This is a genomic window from Bacillus sp. FSL R12-0074, from assembly GCF_038005725.1.
In the GTDB taxonomy this organism is placed as follows: domain Bacteria; phylum Bacillota; class Bacilli; order Bacillales; family Bacillaceae_G; genus Bacillus_A; species Bacillus_A mycoides.
In genome coordinates this window covers 726520-746588 of the sequence record NZ_JBBOTR010000001.1, presented here as the reverse complement: position 1 = coordinate 746588, position 20069 = coordinate 726520, and the positions used below count along the sequence as shown (strand labels likewise).

Annotated in this window: 18 protein-coding genes and 1 pseudogene; 10 read left to right on the top strand and 9 right to left on the bottom strand. The window is 36.0% G+C overall.

Going from position 1 to position 20069, the window contains the following annotated elements:
* Nucleotides 1-68: 68 nt before the first annotated feature.
* From NSS97_RS03740 to NSS97_RS03725, 4 genes are all read right to left on the bottom strand, one after another.
* Entirely contained in the window at nt 69-1541 is a 1473-nt protein-coding gene (locus NSS97_RS03740) for a sodium:solute symporter family protein (RefSeq protein ID WP_002125303.1), read from the bottom strand.
* A complete protein-coding gene (locus NSS97_RS03735; protein ID WP_002029838.1) occupies nt 1538-1735 on the bottom strand; it encodes a DUF3311 domain-containing protein in 198 nt (65 codons plus the stop codon). The genes NSS97_RS03740 and NSS97_RS03735 overlap by 4 nt, the downstream gene beginning before the upstream one ends.
* A 1-nt stretch (nt 1736) precedes the next feature.
* Nucleotides 1737-2912, bottom strand: a complete 1176-nt coding sequence (locus NSS97_RS03730; RefSeq protein WP_002167120.1) for an amidohydrolase — start codon at nt 2910-2912, stop codon at nt 1737-1739.
* A 129-nt stretch (nt 2913-3041) separates the two neighbouring features.
* The gene (locus tag NSS97_RS03725; protein WP_033708611.1) at nt 3042-3752 is read right to left on the bottom strand and encodes a C39 family peptidase; all 711 of its coding nucleotides are present in this window, start codon (nt 3750-3752) and stop codon (nt 3042-3044) included.
* 407 nt (nt 3753-4159) lie between these two features.
* Between NSS97_RS03725 and NSS97_RS03720 the strand changes: the two are divergent.
* The 8 genes and pseudogenes from NSS97_RS03720 to NSS97_RS03685 form a co-directional block, all read left to right on the top strand.
* Nucleotides 4160-4379: pseudogene (locus NSS97_RS03720) on the top strand (amino acid permease); the annotation flags it as partial.
* Between the two features lie 282 nt (nt 4380-4661).
* The gene (locus tag NSS97_RS03715; RefSeq protein ID WP_002010605.1) at nt 4662-5537 is read left to right on the top strand and encodes a cytochrome aa3 quinol oxidase subunit II; all 876 of its coding nucleotides are present in this window, start codon (nt 4662-4664) and stop codon (nt 5535-5537) included.
* 33 nt (nt 5538-5570) lie between these two features.
* The gene (gene qoxB / locus NSS97_RS03710; protein WP_002063826.1) at nt 5571-7505 is read left to right on the top strand and encodes a cytochrome aa3 quinol oxidase subunit I; all 1935 of its coding nucleotides are present in this window, start codon (nt 5571-5573) and stop codon (nt 7503-7505) included.
* A 13-nt stretch (nt 7506-7518) separates the two neighbouring features.
* The gene (gene qoxC / locus NSS97_RS03705) at nt 7519-8121 is read left to right on the top strand and encodes a cytochrome aa3 quinol oxidase subunit III (protein WP_002029841.1); all 603 of its coding nucleotides are present in this window, start codon (nt 7519-7521) and stop codon (nt 8119-8121) included.
* Nucleotides 8122-8433, top strand: a complete 312-nt coding sequence (qoxD, locus tag NSS97_RS03700) for a cytochrome aa3 quinol oxidase subunit IV (protein ID WP_002029843.1) — start codon at nt 8122-8124, stop codon at nt 8431-8433.
* A 269-nt stretch (nt 8434-8702) separates the two neighbouring features.
* Nucleotides 8703-10532 (top strand): cation:proton antiporter domain-containing protein, encoded by a 1830-nt coding sequence (locus tag NSS97_RS03695; protein ID WP_107887565.1) that lies wholly within the window; start codon nt 8703-8705, stop codon nt 10530-10532.
* Between the two features lie 18 nt (nt 10533-10550).
* Nucleotides 10551-10841, top strand: a complete 291-nt coding sequence (locus NSS97_RS03690; RefSeq protein WP_081085998.1) for a DUF4022 family protein — start codon at nt 10551-10553, stop codon at nt 10839-10841.
* 14 nt (nt 10842-10855) lie between these two features.
* The gene (locus NSS97_RS03685; RefSeq protein ID WP_002029848.1) at nt 10856-11293 is read left to right on the top strand and encodes a GNAT family N-acetyltransferase; all 438 of its coding nucleotides are present in this window, start codon (nt 10856-10858) and stop codon (nt 11291-11293) included.
* Between the two features lie 33 nt (nt 11294-11326).
* Here the strand turns inward: NSS97_RS03685 and NSS97_RS03680 are convergent, their stop codons facing one another.
* From NSS97_RS03680 to NSS97_RS03670, 3 genes are all read right to left on the bottom strand, one after another.
* A complete protein-coding gene (locus NSS97_RS03680; RefSeq protein WP_016101797.1) occupies nt 11327-11761 on the bottom strand; it encodes a hypothetical protein in 435 nt (144 codons plus the stop codon).
* Between the two features lie 4 nt (nt 11762-11765).
* Entirely contained in the window at nt 11766-11966 is a 201-nt protein-coding gene (locus tag NSS97_RS03675) for a helix-turn-helix transcriptional regulator (RefSeq protein ID WP_000301182.1), read from the bottom strand.
* Nucleotides 11967-12105: 139 nt separating this feature from the next.
* A complete protein-coding gene (locus NSS97_RS03670; RefSeq protein ID WP_002029772.1) occupies nt 12106-13398 on the bottom strand; it encodes an NCS2 family permease in 1293 nt (430 codons plus the stop codon).
* A gap of 265 nt (nt 13399-13663) precedes the next feature.
* On the opposite strand from NSS97_RS03670, the gene NSS97_RS03665 reads away from it, so the two are divergent.
* Both NSS97_RS03665 and NSS97_RS03660 read left to right on the top strand, forming a co-directional pair.
* Nucleotides 13664-15055, top strand: a complete 1392-nt coding sequence (locus tag NSS97_RS03665; RefSeq protein WP_044444512.1) for an amino acid permease — start codon at nt 13664-13666, stop codon at nt 15053-15055.
* 181 nt (nt 15056-15236) lie between these two features.
* Nucleotides 15237-16784 (top strand): DNA-binding protein, encoded by a 1548-nt coding sequence (locus NSS97_RS03660; RefSeq protein WP_131929367.1) that lies wholly within the window; start codon nt 15237-15239, stop codon nt 16782-16784.
* Nucleotides 16785-16824: 40 nt separating this feature from the next.
* Here NSS97_RS03660 and NSS97_RS03655 read toward each other — a convergent pair whose 3' ends face one another.
* Nucleotides 16825-18546 (bottom strand): DUF2339 domain-containing protein, encoded by a 1722-nt coding sequence (locus NSS97_RS03655; RefSeq protein WP_016126570.1) that lies wholly within the window; start codon nt 18544-18546, stop codon nt 16825-16827.
* 134 nt (nt 18547-18680) lie between these two features.
* The gene (gene brnQ1 / locus NSS97_RS03650) at nt 18681-19982 is read right to left on the bottom strand and encodes a branched-chain amino acid transport system II carrier protein BrnQ1 (RefSeq protein WP_394818271.1); all 1302 of its coding nucleotides are present in this window, start codon (nt 19980-19982) and stop codon (nt 18681-18683) included.
* Nucleotides 19983-20069: the final 87 nt, after the last annotated feature.

Genomic DNA, 20069 nt, shown 5'->3' with positions numbered 1-20069 from the left:
TCCGCTAATAGAAGAAAATATATACAAAAAAGAGCTATCTCTTTTCGAAGATAGCTCTAACATACGAATTACTTTTCTACTATTATATTGTCGGTCTTTACAGATACATTTCTTGTGAATCCACTAACGATAAACATCACAATCATATTCATTAACAATGCGACTATACCTACATTTAAATCTTTTATATATTGCGGAAAACTTGGAAACATCGTAGCTATAGTTGAACCAGATAAGGTAATATATGCGACAATTAACAACCCAATCCCCATTCCTGCAATCGCTCCTTGCTTCGTAATAATTTGACGTGGAAACAAACTACATACAAGTGCAGGGAAAAGTTGCGTAACTATACTGTACCCCATTAAAAGAAGAGCCCCTATCGTTTCTCCCCCTTTAAATGTAAACAATACTGCAACAAGCGTTACAACAGGTACAAATAACTTAGCTACTTTTGCAACTTGTCTATCTGAAGCAGATGGCACCATTGTTCGGTAAATATTTTTTGCTAACAACGTAGATGCCGCCATAACAAGCATGGAACCTGGAACTAATGCCGTTAACACTCCTGCACTACCAATAATACCAATAAACCATGGATCAAACGTTTGAAGAGCCAGACGGAATAATGAAAGATCTACATCCGCTCCCTTTAACCCTGGAACTTGCAAGATAGCAGCAAAACCTGCAAAGAACACAAAAAGCAAAACTAAAGAATAGAGAGGCATAATTGCTGCATTTTTCCTAAATACTTTTTCACTTTTCGCTGAGAAAGCTGAGGCAAATGTATGAGGCCACATATAAAAACCGAGAGCCGTTAATATAATAGTAGAAACAAACCAAGAAATACTCATTCCCTTTTCAGGTAAAGATAAAAAACCTGGTTTTGCAGCTTCTACAGCTTCAAACATCGGTTGAAATCCTCCGTAATAGTGATACGGTAAATATATACCTAAAAACATAACGATAAATAGTATCATAATGTCCTTCAAAGCAGCTGTCCAAGCCGATCCATGTATACCTGAAACCATTACATAAATAGTTATAACAATAGCACCAATCCATACCGCAATAACAGGTGTCACTCTTCCATAGGAAGCTTCCGAAACGATAATTCCTAATCCCTTTAATTGCAAAACAAGATACGGGATAATCGAAATAACACCAATAATTGAAACAATTACCCCAAGCGTCTTACTCCTGTATTTCTTCGCAAAGAAATCTGATTGTGAAATGAGGTTATGTTCTTTTGCATACTTCCAAATTGGAGGCAATAAGAAATACGATAAAATATAAGCTAATGCACCATACCCTAAAATATAAAATGTAGGAGCTCCTTTACTATAAGCCCAGCCACTTCCTCCTAAAAATGTGAACGTCGTATAAATTTCCCCTGCCATAAGGAGAAAAACGAAAATAGTTCCAAATCCTCTTCCTCCAACTGACCATTGTTCTAAATTCATATCTTTTCCATGTTGTGCCCGAATTCCTAAAAATAGTGCGAGAAACAAAAATATAATAATGATAAATAATGCAGTCATTTTACGTCCCCCTTATTAGCAGGATCGAATACGTACACAAGACCCATACAAAGAGACGTAATGAGCACTGATAATAGTACCCAAAATAATAAAAATGGCATCCCCCATACGTAAGGAGTGACCGAATTTGCAAATACTGGTCCAACTACTAAACAAAGAACTGGAATAAGTGCTAGCACGTGTATTTTTTTCATCTCATTCTCCTTTACTTATAAAATTCATAATGGATGATACAAAGACTTCCACTCCAATTGGTAATGCGTCTTCGTCAATTGTAAAACGAGGGTGATGATGCGGATATATAATTCCCTTCTCTTCATTTCCTGCCCCTATAAAAAAGAACGTCCCTGGTGCCTTTTGTAAAAATGCTGAAAAATCTTCCCCTGCCATCGTTGGCTGTAAACGAACAACTCTTTCTCTTCCATACAGCTGTAATGCTGTATGTTCAATAAGCTCTGTAACTTCATAATCGTTCACAACTGGGCGATATCCATATTCATAAGAAAATGTATACTTAGCACCGTAGGATTCTGTAATATGTTTTACAATCCTTTCAAGCTTCTTCTTTGTTTCTTCTCTTAATTCATGCCTTAAACTTCTCACTGTCCCTTCAATCTCCGCTTGTTCCGGGATAACATTATGTGTTGTCCCAGAATGAAATTGCGTAACAGATACTACGAGAGAATCTAACGGATTCGTGAGGCGAGATACAATTTGCTGAATTTGCGAAACTACTTGCGCACCAATGGCGATACTATCAACTGTTTCATGCGGAATTCCAGCATGCCCACCTTTTCCCTCTATCGTAATTTTAAAAACGTCCGGCGCCGCCATCGCAGGACCATAAATTACACCTACTTTTCCAACCTCTAATGACGCCCAAAGATGAGCACCAATAATGTAATCCACACCTGTCATCACTCCCGCTGCGACCATTTCCTCTGCACCGCCCGGAAAGTTTTCTTCTGCATGTTGAAATAAAAAGCGAATCTCTCCTTTAACTTTCTCTCTTTCCTCTACCAACTTATGTACTACACCAAGCAATATTGCCATGTGACCATCGTGACCACACGCATGCATCACACCTGGATATATAGAAATAAAATCAAACTTATTTTCTTCATGAATAGGAAGAGCATCCATATCAGCACGAACCGCGATAGTTTTACCAGGCTGCCTACCAATTAACCTTGCCATTACACTATATTTAGTAGGCCTTGAGACTTCTAAATACGGGATTTCCCGAAGTATGTCGAATACAAATTGAGATGTTTTTTCCTCTTGAAAAGATAACTCTGGATACTTATGAAAATGCCTTCTCCACTCAATCAACTGATTCTTTGATAAAACAAGTTCCTTTGCGACATCCATTTCTCTTCTCCCCTTCTTTACCAAGTTAAATGTTATTATAGCGTGAATTGTTAACTTCTGAAAGAATTTTCAGAATTTTCTATAACGAATATTCAAAAAGAAAAAGCCATCTCAAGATGACTTTTCATTTTATAAAATAGTAATTGCTTGTTTCCCCATTTGCTCCCATGCCTTTTCAAATTCAGCACGAGGAACAGCTTTTCGTGGATTGTTTGCAAGAGGATCATTTACGTATACAAAGTTTTGATCATATCCAATTACTACAACACTATGCTCATAATATGTAATTTTCACTTCACCTGAACTCGTATTCCATGTTTCAAAACTACTTTCGGCTAATGGTTTAAACGTTGTATTAATAATTACCCATACCGGAGAACCAGAACTAATTACTTTATATAGATCTTGCACGTCTCTACCCGTTAAATTAATTACTTTTTCAGGAACATACTTTTCTGCTAAATTAAAAATCGGTTGATTATATACACCGTATCCCGGCTCAGCTTTCGTGTAAATATTTCCAACGAATCCCTCATACGGATTTCCATGCAAACCATCTTGTTTAAATGGAACGCGATGAATTTCACTAGCAAGTTGCATCTTATCTACTTGTACACCTTTATGTTGTAGTAGCATAGTTAAACTTGTCACTTCACAACCTCTAGGTAATTCAGGTAACTGTCTAATAAACGGAACCTCTGTAATCATTGCACTTTCTTTCATCTCAGAGAAAAGGTCTAACCGAAATTCTTGTGCCTTTTTCATAATTTTATCTTTCTCGAAAAAGAACACGACAGCAAATATAATACCGAAAATAAAAATATATTTTAACTTTTTCATCATAAACCAAACTCCATTATATCAATTATTTTAAAGGCACAACTCCTATCATTGTACCTTTCTTCTTACTAGTTTGCTAGAAAGATTCTGTGAATTATTATTCATAAATACCTTTTTAAAATTCCGATTGTTTGAAATAGAAAGAAAAAATATAATTTTTCAGAATTTTTTACTAAAAAACAAAATTATTAACCTAGTGAAAGAATCACGTTTCCTTCACTAGGTTAATAAACATTCTAAGGTATTTAGTCATAGTTAGTTTTTCCTTTACATACTCAGTTCACAACAAAATAAACCAAGTATGTTTTTCACCCCCACTAATGATTAAAAGCACCGAATAAAATCTAGTTAAAACATACAAAAAAATATGGGGGGAGGAACATATGAATCAACAAGTAGAACAAGCAGAATTAAAATACCGCACACCACTTTATCCAATAGTTCCAATCATAGCTTTCTCACTCAATTTCCTTACATTTGTTAGTTTAGCTTTCATTCCAGATCAGAGAATTGCTCTTTATTGCGGGGTTCCATTTATGATCATTTGTTACATTTTATACCGAGTTAAAGTTTCGGAAAGTTGTCACATTTGAGCAAAAAAGAAATATAACTTGGGTAACAAACTGAATATATTAAAAATTCAGTATTTTTCCTTATGATAAGATAATTTTTTTCTATTTATTGGGTATGTTGGTATAACTTTATTTATCTTAAAATTCCCACAATCACGTTTTTATCTGGAAAATAGTTTACAATGTTATCAAGTTACAAATGATATTCACCTTAAAAAGCGTGCATTTGTGTCTATTTTTTAACAATATAACAAAAACTATTGCCATCTATAAATTAATAGGTTTATATTGTTTTATTGGCATAGTTTCAATCCAAGGAGAAAGGAGATTTTCAATCGTGCAACTAAAGAAAGCATTTTGGAAGTTGGCTTCGCTTCTTCCGTTATCATTACTTCTGTTCCTCGGTGGCTGTGATAAAAAACTCGCAGTATTAAATCCGCAAGGACCTGTTGCAAAAGCACAGTATGATTTAATTGTTTGGTCATTCTTGCTTATGTCATTAATTATCGCAATTGTATTCATCTTGTTTACAGTCATCTTGATTCGTTATCGTGAAAAACCAGAGAATATGGACTATGAGCCACCTGATCAACATGGTAACACATTATTAGAAATCATTTGGACAATTATTCCTGTTATTATCGTTATCGCATTATCGATTCCAACAGTTAAAGCAACTTATGCTTCGGAAGAGGTTCCGCAAGAGTCCAAACATATTAAACCAGTTGAAATTTATGTTACATCTGCAAACTGGAAATGGTTATTTAGTTACCCGGAGGAAAAAATTGAAACCGTTAACTATTTAAACATCCCAGCTGGTGTACCAATTCAATTTAAACTGACTTCTGTAGGTCCAATGAATGCTTTCTGGGTACCAGAACTTGGTGGTATGAAGTATACAATGGATGGCATGATCATGGACTTATATTTACAAGCTGACAAACCAGGTTCTTACCTAGGTCGTAGCTCGAACTTCTCTGGTGAAGGATTTACTCACATGGAATTCGAAGTTGAAGCAAAAACTAAAGAGAAATATGATAAGTGGGTAAAAGAAGTACAAGAAACTGCCCCTAAATTATCAGAAAAGAAATATAACGAAATTATTAAACCTGGTGTAGTGGGGCGTATGACGTTCTCTAGTCACCACTTAAGTTATGTAGATCCAAAATCACTTGAATATTGTGATTACAACTACTACAAAAACAAAAAATAATAGCTATTATTCCAACAGATTGGAGTGAACACAGTGAAGCTTGATGAATTTTTTGTCACAGGTGACCCGATTATTTACGGAGCTGACGCTTCTATCGTTCTTGTGACATTAGCGATTCTTTTCGTACTAACAAAGTACAAAAAATGGAGATGGCTTTGGGATGAGTGGTTGACAACTGTTGACCATAAAAAAATAGGGACCATGTATATTATCTCTGCCGTTATAATGTTATTCCGTGGTGGTATGGATGGTTTAATGATTCGTGCCCAGTTAACATTCCCGGAAACAACTTATTTAAACGCTGAACACTATAACGGAATCTTTACAACACATGGTACGGTAATGATTCTTTTCATGGCAATGCCATTCGTTATGGGATTAATGAACCTTGTAGTACCATTACAAATTGGTGCTCGTGACGTTGCATATCCGTTCTTAAATGCTTTAAGTTTCTGGTTATTCTTTGTCGGAGCAATGTTATTCAACATCGCTTTCGTAATCGGTGGTTCTCCAGACGCTGGGTGGACTTCTTACTTCCCAATGGCAGGTACAGAGTTTACTTCTGGTGTAGGAAATAACTACTACGCAATTGCATTACAGATTTCAGGTCTCGGTACACTGATGACGGGTATTAACTTCCTTGTTACTATCTTAAAAATGCGTACACCTGGTATGAAATTAATGAGAATGCCAATGTTTACTTGGTCAATCTTAATTACAACAATTATCATTATTTTCGCTTTCCCAGTATTAACAGTTGCTCTTGCATTAATGACATTTGACCGTCTATTCGATGCTCACTTCTTTACGATGGCGAGCGGCGGTATGCCAATGTTATGGGCCAACCTATTCTGGGTATGGGGTCACCCTGAAGTATATATTGTTATTTTACCGGCATTCGGTATTTTCTCTGAAATCATTAGTACATTCTCACGTAAACGTCTATTCGGTTACAGTGCGATGGTGTACTCGATGGTTGCAATTTCTTTACTAAGTTTCGTCGTATGGCTTCACCATTTCTTCACTATGGGTGCAGGTCCAGCGGTTAACTCATTCTTCTCGATTTCGACAATGGCGATTTCGATTCCAACCGGTGTTAAGATCTTTAACTGGTTGTTTACACTGTATAAAGGACGTATTCGTTTTACAGTTCCAATGCTTTGGTCATTGGCATTTATTCCAAACTTCGTAGTTGGTGGAGTTACAGGGGTTATGCTTGGAATGGCAGCAGCTGATTATCAATACCATAACAGCTACTTCCTAATTGCTCACTTCCACTACGTATTAATCGCAGGTACAGTATTCGCTATGCTTGCTGGATTCACATACTGGTATCCAAAAATGACCGGTCATATGTTAAATGAACGCCTAGGTAAATGGACATTCTGGATCTTTATGAGCGGATTTAACATCTGTTTCTTCCCAATGTACTTCTTAGGTTTAGACGGTATGACTCGTCGTATGTACACTTACTCTGAAAGTCTTGGATGGGGCTGGCTAAACCAAATCGCATCTGTTGGTGCTGTAATGATGGCTATTGGCTTCCTAATCCTTTGCTATAACGTAATTTGGAGTGCACGTCACGGTGAGCGTGACACAACTGGAGATCCATGGGACGGCCGTACACTTGAATGGGCAACTCAATCTCCTGTACAACATTACAACTTCGCGAAACTTCCTGAAATTAAAGAAGCTGATGCTTTCTGGTTCATGAAAAAACGTGGAGAAACAATTACACCAACAGCAGATGAATTAAAACCAATTCACATGCCAAGTAATTCTGGTGTGCCTATTATTGCGTCTTTATTCTTCGGTCTTGCAGGTTTTGCATTAGTATTTAGCTGGTTCTGGATTGCAGCAATCGGTGGTATTGGTATTTTAGGTTGCTTAATCTATCGTTCATTCGATTATGATGATGGCTACTACGTAAGCGTTGATGAAATTAAAGAAACAGAACATATAGCATGAGAGGTGAAATGACATGGCGGCTTTAGATAAAAGCTTACCTTTGGAATATCAATCCGAGCAAAGCAGATTGAATATCCTAGGATTCTGGATTTTTCTTGGGGCTGAAATTATGCTGTTCGCAACACTTTTCGCCTCTTATCTAGTCCTTGCTGGTCGTACGGCTGATGGCCCAACACCAGCGCAATTGTTTGAAGTTAAAACACTTTTAATTCAAACACTGTTACTTTTAACAAGTAGCTTTACATGTGGGATCGCAATTCACGAAATGCGTAAACACAATCAAAAAGGAATGTTAGCTTGGTTTATCCTGACTTTACTTTTAGGTGCAGGCTTCCTATTCTTTGAAATTGAAGAATTCATTTTGTACGTTGGTGAAGGTGCAACGATTCAAACAAGTGCTTTCTTATCGGCATTCTTCGTTCTTCTTGGAACGCATGGTGCCCACGTAACAGGTGGTATCATCTGGGCAACTTGTGTTATTATCCAAATTTTAAAACGAGGTTTAACACCAGTTACAGCTCGTAAAGTATTTATTATCAGCTTATACTGGCATTTCCTTGATCTTGTTTGGGTCTTTATTTACACACTAGTTTACTTGAACGGGATGGTGGCGTAAATGGGTCAAAATAACAACCAAGCAAACGGGCATGGGCATAGCGGATTCCCATGGTCACACGTTTTCGGATTTATTTTATCGCTTGCACTAACGTTTCTAGCGTTATACGTGGCACTTTACACAAACCTGCCACTTTCAACGATATTAACAACTATCATCATAATGGCAGTTGCGCAAGCGTTATTACAATTAATTATGTTCATGCACTTAAAAGAAGGAGAAGGAAGAATTCAAGTTCTTACAATGATATACAGTTTCTTCGTTGCAACTGCAACAGTTGGACTTACTGTATGGATCTTCTTCTCAATGTAATTTGCATGAAAAGACTGCTGGGATTCCTCAGCAGTCTTTTTTTATCCCCTATTAACGAGCAGTAAGACCCCCACTGATTAAAGTTTCACTTTATCCCCTCCCCCTATTACATCCACATTACGGAATTAACAACAAAATCATGAAAAATATACTTATTATGACAAATGTTAAGAAAACTCTTTCTTTATGAAATCGAAACCATATCCGTTGCTTTTCTTCCTATTATATGGCTAAATAGTTACTATATTTATTTGAAGGGAGAGAACGCAATGGAACATCATTCTTCTGTTCTATCACTTATGGTTGTCGTCGCAATCGCGTTTTTCGTTCCCCTTTTGTTACAGCGCTTTAAATTAAAAGCACTTCCTGTCGTTGTTGCAGAAATTATCGCAGGAATCTTTGTAGGTAAAAGTGGATTTAACATCATTGAGCCCGATATGTGGCTTCAAGTCTTATCAACACTAGGGTTTATCTTCCTAATGTTTTTAAGTGGCTTAGAAATTGACTTTTCGATCTTTAAACAAAAAGGGAAAAAGAATACGACAAACGAACCGAACACATTCCAAGCAGCAAGCATTATCTTCTTGTTTATTTTCATTTTATCTTATGCCCTATCATTACTATTCGTATGGCTAGGATTCGTAGACAATGCAATGTTCATGACTTTAATTATTTCAACTATTTCTTTAGGTGTTGTCGTACCAACATTGAAAGAAAATAACTTAGGAAAAACCGCAATCGGGCAAATCATTTTATTAGTCGCTGTTATTGCAGACTTAGTTACAATGATTTTACTCGCTGTATTCGTCGGATTAAATTCCGAAAGTGGCCAAAGCATGTGGCTTCTACTTCTTCTATTCGGTGCTGGTATTGTAATTTACTTTGTCGCAAGACGGTTTAAAAATATTCCATACCTAGAAAGCTTAAAAGCCGGTAGTGTACAAATTGATACACGAGCTGTTTTTGCACTCATCTTAATATTAGTTGGATTATCTGAATCTGTTGGGGCAGAAAATATTTTGGGAGCCTTTTTAGCAGGTGTACTCGTATCTTTATTATCACCAAATGAAGATATGATTGAAAAACTTGATTCCATCGGATATGGCTTCTTCATTCCTATTTTCTTCGTAATGGTTGGTGTAAATCTAGAAGTATGGTCTATTTTTAACGAGCCTTCTAGTATGCTAATGATCCCAATTCTAATTGTGGGACTCTTTATTTCAAAACTGTTGCCATCACTCGTCTTACGAAAATGGTACCCACGCAATATCGTACTCGGAAGTGCTATTTTGTTAACATCAACACTTTCTTTAGTTATTGCGGCTGCACAAATCGGTGAAAAGCTAGGCATCATTAGCCCAAGTTTATCAGCATCTCTTATTTTAAGTGCAGTTATTACTTGTATTTTTGCACCTATATTATTTAAAAAGATGTTTCCAAAAGTGGAAACACCAAAACCGAAAGTATCTATTATTGGTGCAAGCAGAATTACCCTTCCGTTATCACTTGATTTAAAACGTGAAGATTATGACGTAACACTATATATGATACGTCAAAATAAAATAAATGATGAGGAAGCGAAATCTCATGACTTCCCTATTGTAAAATTAGATGAGATTACTATTCAATCTTTAATGGAGCAACAAGCTTTCGAAGCAGACCGTGTTGTTGTTGCGACAAGTGATGATGAACAAAACTTATTATTAGCAGAACACGCAAAAGAATTAGGTGTTGAACACGTCATCGCAAGTGTAGAAGATCCCCTTCTACAAGAAAAAGCGACTCAAGAACATATCGCTGTATTCTCGACTATTAACTCTACACGTATTTTATTACGTGCACTTATTGATAAACCGAGTCTCGTTCGCTTGATTACAACAGCAAATGAAACGGTGCGTGAGGTTGAACTACGAAGTAATAAATATAACGGCTTAGCACTTCGTCGCCTTCCGTTTCTAGGTGATGTACTTGTCATTCAAATTTACCGTGGTAATAAAGCATTAATACCACATGGTGATACGAAGTTACAGCATGGCGATACTTTACTTGTAACGGGTTCAAAAGAACATATTGATACAATGAAAAGCATATTAGAATAGAAAATGCCCCTCACATAAATGAGGGGCATTTTTTCAATTTCATATGGTAAAATGTTACTATCACATATTATGGGGATGAATCACATTATGTCTATTTCAACTTTAGCTCTCTTATTATTAGCAGAAGTACTCGTCGCTATTATTCTCATCGGTATTAGCATTGAAATTTGTAGTTACGGATGGAAAAAATCGAATAGAATTAAGTACTTTTGTCTCTTAATTTCACTCCTTCTCGGAACAGCTAGCATACTAGGACTTCTCGTTGCACCCGCATATTTCTTCTTACAACTTATAGAAAAAGGCTTATAAGAAAGGATGATATTATGATTACAGTGAAACATATTGATGCATCTGAAACATACTTATTACGTCAAAAGGTTTTGCGCCCCAATCAATCATTAGAAGATTGTAAATACGATTCAGATTACGAAACAGACGCCTTTCATTTAGGTGCATTTTTATATGATGAACTTGTTAGTATCGCCTCTTTCTCTAAAGAAATACATCCTGATTTACAAGCTGGTACCCACTATCGTCTACGAGGAATGGCAACATTACCTAATTTCCGAAACCAGCATGCTGGCAGCTCCTTAATCCGTAAAGCTGAACAAGTCCTCCAAGAACGCGAAGCAAATATTCTATGGTGTAATGCGCGAATTACCGTAGCGGATTATTACAAACGATTAGGCTTCCATGAGCATGGTGAAATCTTCGAGATTGATCCAATAGGACTACATAAAGTAATGTATAAAGAAATATAAGAAAAGCTTTCTGCATATTGCAGAAAGCTTTTCTTATATTTCATTTTCACTTTTTATTTTTTTCATATATATGTATATAAACAAACTAGGAATTAAAAAGCAAACAAACATAATAAGTCCTGTTATACTAATTTCCTTTATCGAAATACCTGGTGTTACAATAATACAAATAGCTAACAGTCCAATAACAATCCCTACTGGAATTAATAATAGTTTCATGAAATAACTACGCGATACTCCACCTGTATGCTCATACACTTCCACCGAATTTTTTAAGTTTAAAAAGTTAATAACTATTATCCCGCCCATAAATACCATTAATAAATCCGAAACACTTTCATACCCTGCCCCTTGCAAGACGTAACGGTAAAAAACAATGCCTAGTATGACGACATTTTGTAAGATGAAAGCCAATCTAATATGTTTTAATCCCTCAATCATTAAACGTTCATCTTTCACGATTTTCACCCTATCACTCCTTTTCCTCCCAAAACAAATCATTCAATGTTTTATCTACTGCATAACAAATTTTCAAACATAAATCTAAAGATGGATTGTATTTCCCCTTCTCAATTAAACTAATTGTTTGCCTTGTGACGCCTACTTTTTCTGCTAATTGTTGTTGTGTTAAATCTAACTGAACACGTGCGACTTTTATTTTACTTACAGCCATTCATGTTCCTCCTCTACCTTTATAGTAACATATATATTCCATTAAGCAATTTATATTTTACGTAATTGATTTGTTTTTTTCACTTTATTATACACAAAAAAGGAGCCTCTCATAAGAAGCCCCCTTTCCTATCTCTATACTATAAGAATAAATGACATCCAAATAAAATTGTAAATAAATATAGTAACGGATGTACTTCCATCCCTTTCCCCTTCACAATTTTTAATACTGGATACACTAAAAATCCAATTGCAATTCCATTTGCAATACTAGACGTTAACGGAATACCAACGAAAATTAAAAATGCTGGTAATGCATCTTCAAATTCATTCCAATTAATATCACGAATGCTTTGTGCCATTAAACTACCTACAATAATTAATGAAGGAGCTGTAATAGCAGCTACACTTGATAAAGACGCGATAACAGGGCTGAAAAATGCCGTTATAATCGTTAGACCAACAACTACAATACCTGTTAATCCAGTTTTACCACCTGCAGCAATACCAGCTGACGATTCAATCGTTGCTGCTGTTGGGCTTGTTCCGAAGATAGAACCTGTCGTTCCGCCAATCGCATCTGCAATAAACGCTTTGCCAAAACGTTTCTCTGTATTATCTGTAATTAAACCAGCTTGTTTAATTAAACCGAGTAATGCACCTGTCGTATCAAATAAAAGTACAAGTAAAAATGAAAATACAACACCATATAATCCATACTGAATTACATCTGAAAAAGCATTGATTGGATTTGAAACGATAATACCCTCTGGTAAATGAGGCATCGCTACAATTTTATCCTCAAACTTCAGTTGCCCCGTAAAGAAGGCGATAATTCCTGTCACAATCATACTAATAAATAATGCACCACTCACACGTAATACCATTAATACTGCCGCTAAAATTAAACCAATTAAAGTTAAAATAACGGCTGGAGAATGAAAATCACCAATCGTAACTAAGTTAGATGGATGATCCACGATAATTCCAGATAGACGTAATCCAATAAAAGCAATAAATAGTCCAATTCCACCTGCAATTGCATGTTTTAAACTGTCAGGAATTGCGATAATTAGCTTTTGCCTAAATGAAGTGAAAGATAATAAAAGAAAAATGATACCTGTTACAAATACTGCCGAAAACGCAATGACATACGTAATCCCCTCTGCCTGTTGAACGACAGAATAAGCAAAATATGCATTCATCCCCATAGCTGGAGCAATAACAATTGGATAGTTAGCTAAAAACGCCATACATAGCGTCCCAATAACTGTCGCAATAATAGTTGCCGTAAACGCTTGATCAAATGGTACACCTGCATCAGATAATATTTTCGGATTGATGACAAGAATATACGCAAATGTAAAAAAAGTTGTGATGCCCGCTAAAAGCTCTTGCTTCACAGAAGTGTTATATTTTTGTAATTGAAACATGGCTATGTACCCTTCCTACACCTGAATTATTATCACACATTCTTTTCTTACTAGTATGTGAGAAAATATAATACTTAATCTTAACAATCAATAAAAAGAAGAGTCAATATATTCTCTAATAGTGAGAATTTTAAGTTTAAGTCTGACAAGTTCAGATGTAGTACAGTTCATTTTGATTATTTTTGTAGCATAACAGATAGAAATGTTTTATAATTTGAAATAGTTAAATATTTAGGTAGCTCATTCTACAAGGGGGATTCTTCTTATGCAGCACACAAACAAATCTGGAACTTTAAATCGAGGTTTAAAAGAACGACATATTACTTTAATGTCACTCGGTTCGGCTATTGGCGTTGGGCTATTTTTAGGATCTGCTTCTGCTATTAAACTAGCTGGTCCTTCCATCTTACTAGGCTATATGATCGCTGGACTCGTTATTTTTTTCATTATGCGAGCGCTCGGAGAAATGGCAATTGAACAACCGGTTGCCGGCTCTTTTAGTAAATATGCTAATGATTATATCGGCCCACTTGCTGGCTATATTACTGGTTGGAACTACTGGTTCTTATGGGTTGTTACTTGTATGGCTGAAATTACGGCGGCTGGAATTTACATGCAGTACTGGTTCCCAGATATCCCGCGCTGGACTTGGGCACTACTCGCTCTATTATTAATGAGCGCTTTCAACTTCTTATCAGTAAAAGTATTTGGAGAACTTGAGTTTTGGTTTGCTCTCATTAAAATTGTCACAATTATCTGTATGATAGTAATTGGCTTTGGTATTATTCTATTCGGATTTGGAAATGGCGGCGTTGCAACTGGTATTTCAAATCTTTGGGAACATGGGGGCTGGTTCCCAAATGGCTTCTCTGGATTATTGCTTTCCTTACAAATGGTATTATTCGCTTATTTAGGCGTTGAACTAATTGGTGTTACAGCTGGTGAAGCTCAAAACCCGAAGAAAACACTCGCAAAAGCTATCGATAACGTATTTTGGAGAATCCTAATCTTTTACGTCGGGGCATTATTCGTTATGATGGCAATTTATCCTTGGAACGAATTTGGTGAGAAAGGAAGTCCCTTCGTACTAACGTTCCAGCAAATCGGTATTGCAAAGGCAGCAGGTATTATTAACTTTGTCGTTTTAACAGCGGCTCTTTCATCTTGTAACGGTGGTTTGTTTAGTACAGGCCGTATGCTATTTACACTAGCAAAACAAAAGAAAGCACCTGAACGATTTGGACGTTTAAATAAAAATGGCATTCCAAGTCAAGGTATTGTAGCAACTGCGATTGTTTTACTCGTTGGCGTTATATTAAACTATCTCGTTCCTGCAAAAGTGTTTACATGGCTAACTAGTATTTCAACTTTCGGGGCAATTTGGACTTGGGGTATAATATTAGTCGCTCAAATTAAATTCCGTAAAGGATTGCCAACTGAGAAAAAAGACAAGCTAACGTATAAAATGCCTTTACATCCATTAAGCTCTTACTTCTCACTTGGCTTCCTTGCACTTGTACTAGGTATTATGGCGTATTCAGAAGATACACGAATTGCATTAATCGTTGGCCCAATTTGGCTTATTGGCTTAGCTATCGTGTATTACATGAAAGGGTTTCATAAGATCGATGAAACACCTAATTCAAAGATTAGTTAAACAAGCTATCCCTTCCTTATTAATTGGAGGGGATTTTTTATTGCCTATATAAATATTTCTCAACAAAATTCACGGTATTTTTACAATTTTTTAATATTTTTTACGTTTTCTGTCTTTATTTTTTCAGAAAAATAAATTACATTATTAAAGCACATATATTTATTATTAGGGGGATTCTTCTATGAAGAATAAAAAATGGATCACATTTTCTTTAGCAACAGCAATTACACTTAGTATGGGGAGTTCGTTCATACCGTCTACTTATGCCGAAAGCTCTGTAGACCCATCTCCTGAAATTGCTGCAAAAATTGTAAATCAAAACAATGGGAAAAAAGTATTATTCGATAATACGCACGGTCAAACTGCCGGGACGGCTGATTGGGTTATTGATGGCGGTTTTTCTGATTTCGGAAACGGCATTGCCCAAAACGGATATCATGTAAAAGAACTTCGTAAATCAGCACCTATTACATACGAAGATTTAAAAAACTACAATGTGTTTATCGTTCCAGAAGCTAATATTCCTTACAAAAAATCTGAACAAGATGCAATGTTACAATACGTGAAAAATGGCGGCAGTATCTTCTTCATTGCCGATCATTATAATGCAGATCGTAATAAAAACCGTTGGGACTCTTCCGAAGTATTCAATGGATATAGACGCGGTGCTTGGGATAATCCAGCAAAAGGAATGTCAAACGAGGAAGCAAATTCACAAGCTATGCAAGGAGTCGAAAGCTCTGATTGGCTATCCAATAATTTCGGTATTCGCTTCCGCTATAACGCACTTGGTGATGTTTCAGCTAAAAATATTGTTTCACCTGAACAATCATTCGGAATTACAGAAGGTGTATCATCTGTAGCAATGCATGCCGGCTCTACTCTTGCGATTACAAATCCAAAACTAGCGAAAGGCCTTGTATATCTTCCAGAAAATCCATCAAAATGGAATAACGCTGTTGATAGCGGCGTTTATAACGGTGGTGGCGTTGCAGAGGGTCCTTATGCTGCTATTTCGAAAGTTGGCCTTGGAAAAGCAGCCTTTATTGGTGATTCTTCTCCTGTTGAAGATGCCTCGCCAAAATATGTTCGTGAAGATTCAGGTCAATCAAAGAAAACTTATGATGGTTATAAAGAAGAAAACGATGCTGTTCTATTAGAAAACATAGTGAATTGGTTAGCGAAGCAAGAAACATTTACAAGCTTAGATCAAGTAAGTGGTTTACAGCTTGATGCACCTACAGCTCTACAAACATTTGAACAACCAAGTTTATCAACAGAACCACAACCAGAACCTTGGAGTGCACCAAGTCAAGGTTACCAGTGGTTCAATACAAATACTTTCAAATCTGGTTCATACGGCTATAACGGCGCCGTGACAACGAGTGATTACGTAATTACGCACCCTAGCATTCTACCAAACAATGAAGTGTTCCAAATGACGATTCAAGTAAATAACTTATTACCAAATACAACGTACAATAATTATTCGTTAGGTATTTTCACAACTGGTGGAACACAAGTAGCAAAAGTTCAAAATACAAATGGTACTTGGCCATCTTCTTTCGGATATAGCAGTACATTCTCTTTCATAACAAATAGCCAAGGATCTGCTGAAAAAATTGTGAACGTACAACTTGATCCAAATACAACTGGACAAGCAACACTTCGCCTAAGACAAAGCACAACAGCTAAATATAATGAGGCTGTAACGATTGGTAAGAAGTAAAGTAAAAGAAAAGGCAATCCATAAAGGGATTGCCTTCTTCTCACTTCTCTTCTTTTGAGAAAAACATTCTTGAAATAACGATACCTATACTACCTACGATTAAGAATAACACCGCTCTAATCATCATCGACACCTCTGGTAGGTCGAGAAGGAATAACTTCCCTACTGTTACTACTAATACGACTAATCCAGCATATAATATTTCGTTCATCTGTCTATAACGGCCAAACCAAACTGCAAATAAAGCATATACCATCCATAATAATGATACAGATACACTAATTATACTTCCATCTGTAGAAAGAACTTCACCGATCCTAGTAATTGTAATAAATACAATAACCATTAACGAGTAGAGCGCTATAGAATAGACATATTTACCTAAACTCGCTAACACTTCTTTTGCTTGTATCATGCAATAATAGAACGTTCCTATTAAAATAATATGAGCGACAAACCCTGCTGAAATGAACTCATCAAACGGGCTAAAAATCGTCTGTACCATTCCAATCGCATAAATCGTTGCACCTACATACAACTTAATATTTTGCTTTACTTTAATAGCAGTAACCATACCGAGGAAACCTTGTAACAATAATACGATCGCTGCATTCACCAAACTATACTCGTATAAAATCGCTAAACTAAATGATCCCATTGCAAAGCCAAATATTAGATTTGAAAATACAGAATGTTTATTCTTCCTATATTCAAGTACAAACATAACAGCATGCACAAATGCACTTATAACTAATCCCCACGTTGTAAATTCAGGAATTTGAGAAATGGCTAAAATAAAGAAAACTGCATTCGCACTAAATATCGCCAATCGTGCTTCTTGTATAAAACTTCTCTCCGAAAACATATGCCAAAATAATAGTAAATGAATTGCACCGTATACAACTGTTAACTGTACTTGCACATTCTCTACTAATATTGACATAACAACAAAGAAGACAAATAGGACAATTGCCGCAACAACATAAGAAATCATATACAAGTACTTATAAAGGTTTCTCAATGCATACCATAATAGGCTAATTGTTAATATCGTCTCATAACTAAAGAAAATATACGTATTAGGAGTCGTACTATTTAACAAGAAAGGAACAAAAAATGCTCCCACCGCCACGAAAATAGCGAGATATTCCGATCTATATCTTTTCGCTAAATAAATCCCTAAAACAACCCATATAATGTTGCAAACAAACGCAATACTTGCAGGAATAAACTCATATAAATAATGTGCCGCAAACGTTGTTAAAACAATTCCCGTAATACTTCCTCCAGCTAATACTAACCCTAACGCTTGCCGCTCTCTTTTAATTTGTATATCTCCTACGTAATACAAACCGGCAGATAGTACTATACCAAACACAACTCGTATCGCTGGTGTCAATAATCCGGCATCTACCCCTGCTTTGAATAACCAAATAACGCCAAGTAGCATAATACCGACAAATATGCGTGGTAACCACGTTTGACAAAACTTTATAATATTAAATGGTTCTGGTTTAAATGCAGATATATCTACTTGTTTCACCTCTGGCTCTTGCATGGACTTCCTCGTCTTAACTACATCTTCTTGTAACTTTTCATTACTTACCGCTTCAATATATTCTTTCTTTTCCTTATTAACATTTTGTTGAACTTTATCTACTTCTATTTTTCTTTGTTTCGCTTTCAATTCATAAAGTGCCTCTTGCATCGTTTCAATTGCCGTTTCGAGTGCTTCTATTTTCTTATTCAAATCCTCCTTCATATGCTCCCCCCTCATCATTCATGTAAAACCTATATATTACCAATTACCTTTATCATACTCTTAGTCTATTCATTTTCAATACTATTTTTCCAAAAAAAGAAAGGTGTTTTCCGAAATAGGAAAACACCTCTTACTTATTTATTCTTATTTATAGCAATACTAACAATTACACCGAGGCAGACACCTACAAATGCCGGAACAATCCAACCTACACCTTCTGAATAAAACGGAAGCATTTTTAGTAGTGGTGTCCATTTATTCATCAGTACACTTTTGTTTAAAATATCAATCGCACTAAATACCGCTACGAGTCCAATCGTTACCGAATATACGTATACATACTTTCCAATATACTTATGGAATAACCCTAAAATAATAAGCGTTAGTGCAACTGGATAAATAAATCCAAGAATCGGTACCGATACTTTTAAAATTTGCGTTAATCCTAAATTAGCTAAAACCATACTAACAAAACTTAATATAAATGCCCAAACTTTATAAGATACTTTCGGAAATACACTTGCAAAAAACTGACTACAAGACGTAACCAGCCCGATTGAAACACATAAACATGCGATAGTAAAAATAAGGCCTAATAATACTACTCCGCCTTGTCCAAATAATGTCGTCATAACTTGTGCTAAAACTTTCGCACCGTTATCAAATGTACCCAATGAACCACTAATTGAACCAACATATCCAAGAATGACATAAATAATAGATAATAAAAGCCCTGCTCCAATACCAGCAATACTCATATATTTCGCTAAACCTTTATCATCCGCTACACCTTTTGCACGCAGAGCATTTGCAATAACAATCCCAAATATTAAAGCTGCTAACGCATCCATCGTTAAATATCCATCTAAAAATCCTTGGAACATAGGAGCTTGTCCATAATTTCCTGCAGGCTCTTTCACACCGCCTACTGATGTAAACATACTTTTTATAAATATAATAGCAATCATACATAATAATAAAGGCGTTAACACCTTTCCAAACAAGCCCATTAATTTAGACGGTGATAAACTTAACCAGTAAACAATACTAAAGAAAATAGCCGTGTACAATAACAAAACTACGCTACCCGCTTCTGGGAACAACTGACCTGGCCCCATTTCAAAAGCTAAACTTCCTGCACGTGGTATACCAAGACCTGGTCCAATAAATAAGTACACAATACACGGAAAAATAATTGCAAATGAAGAATGAACCCTGCCCGCTAACGTTTGAAAACTCCCTGCTTTCGCAATAGCGATAACACCTAATATAGGAAGCCCTGTTGCTGATATAATAAAACCTAACAATGCAATCCATACATGTTCTCCTGCTTCATATCCAAGGAAAGGTGGAAATATAAGATTTCCGGCCCCAAAGAACATAGAGAATAACATAAGACTAATAAGCAAAATTTCTTTTTTCTGTAACAATTTCATTTCTTTCTCCTTCTTCAATTTCACCTTACATGAAATCAATTCCACAAATAAAAAAATGCGGTAATCCGCTTCCTTACAAAGAAAACA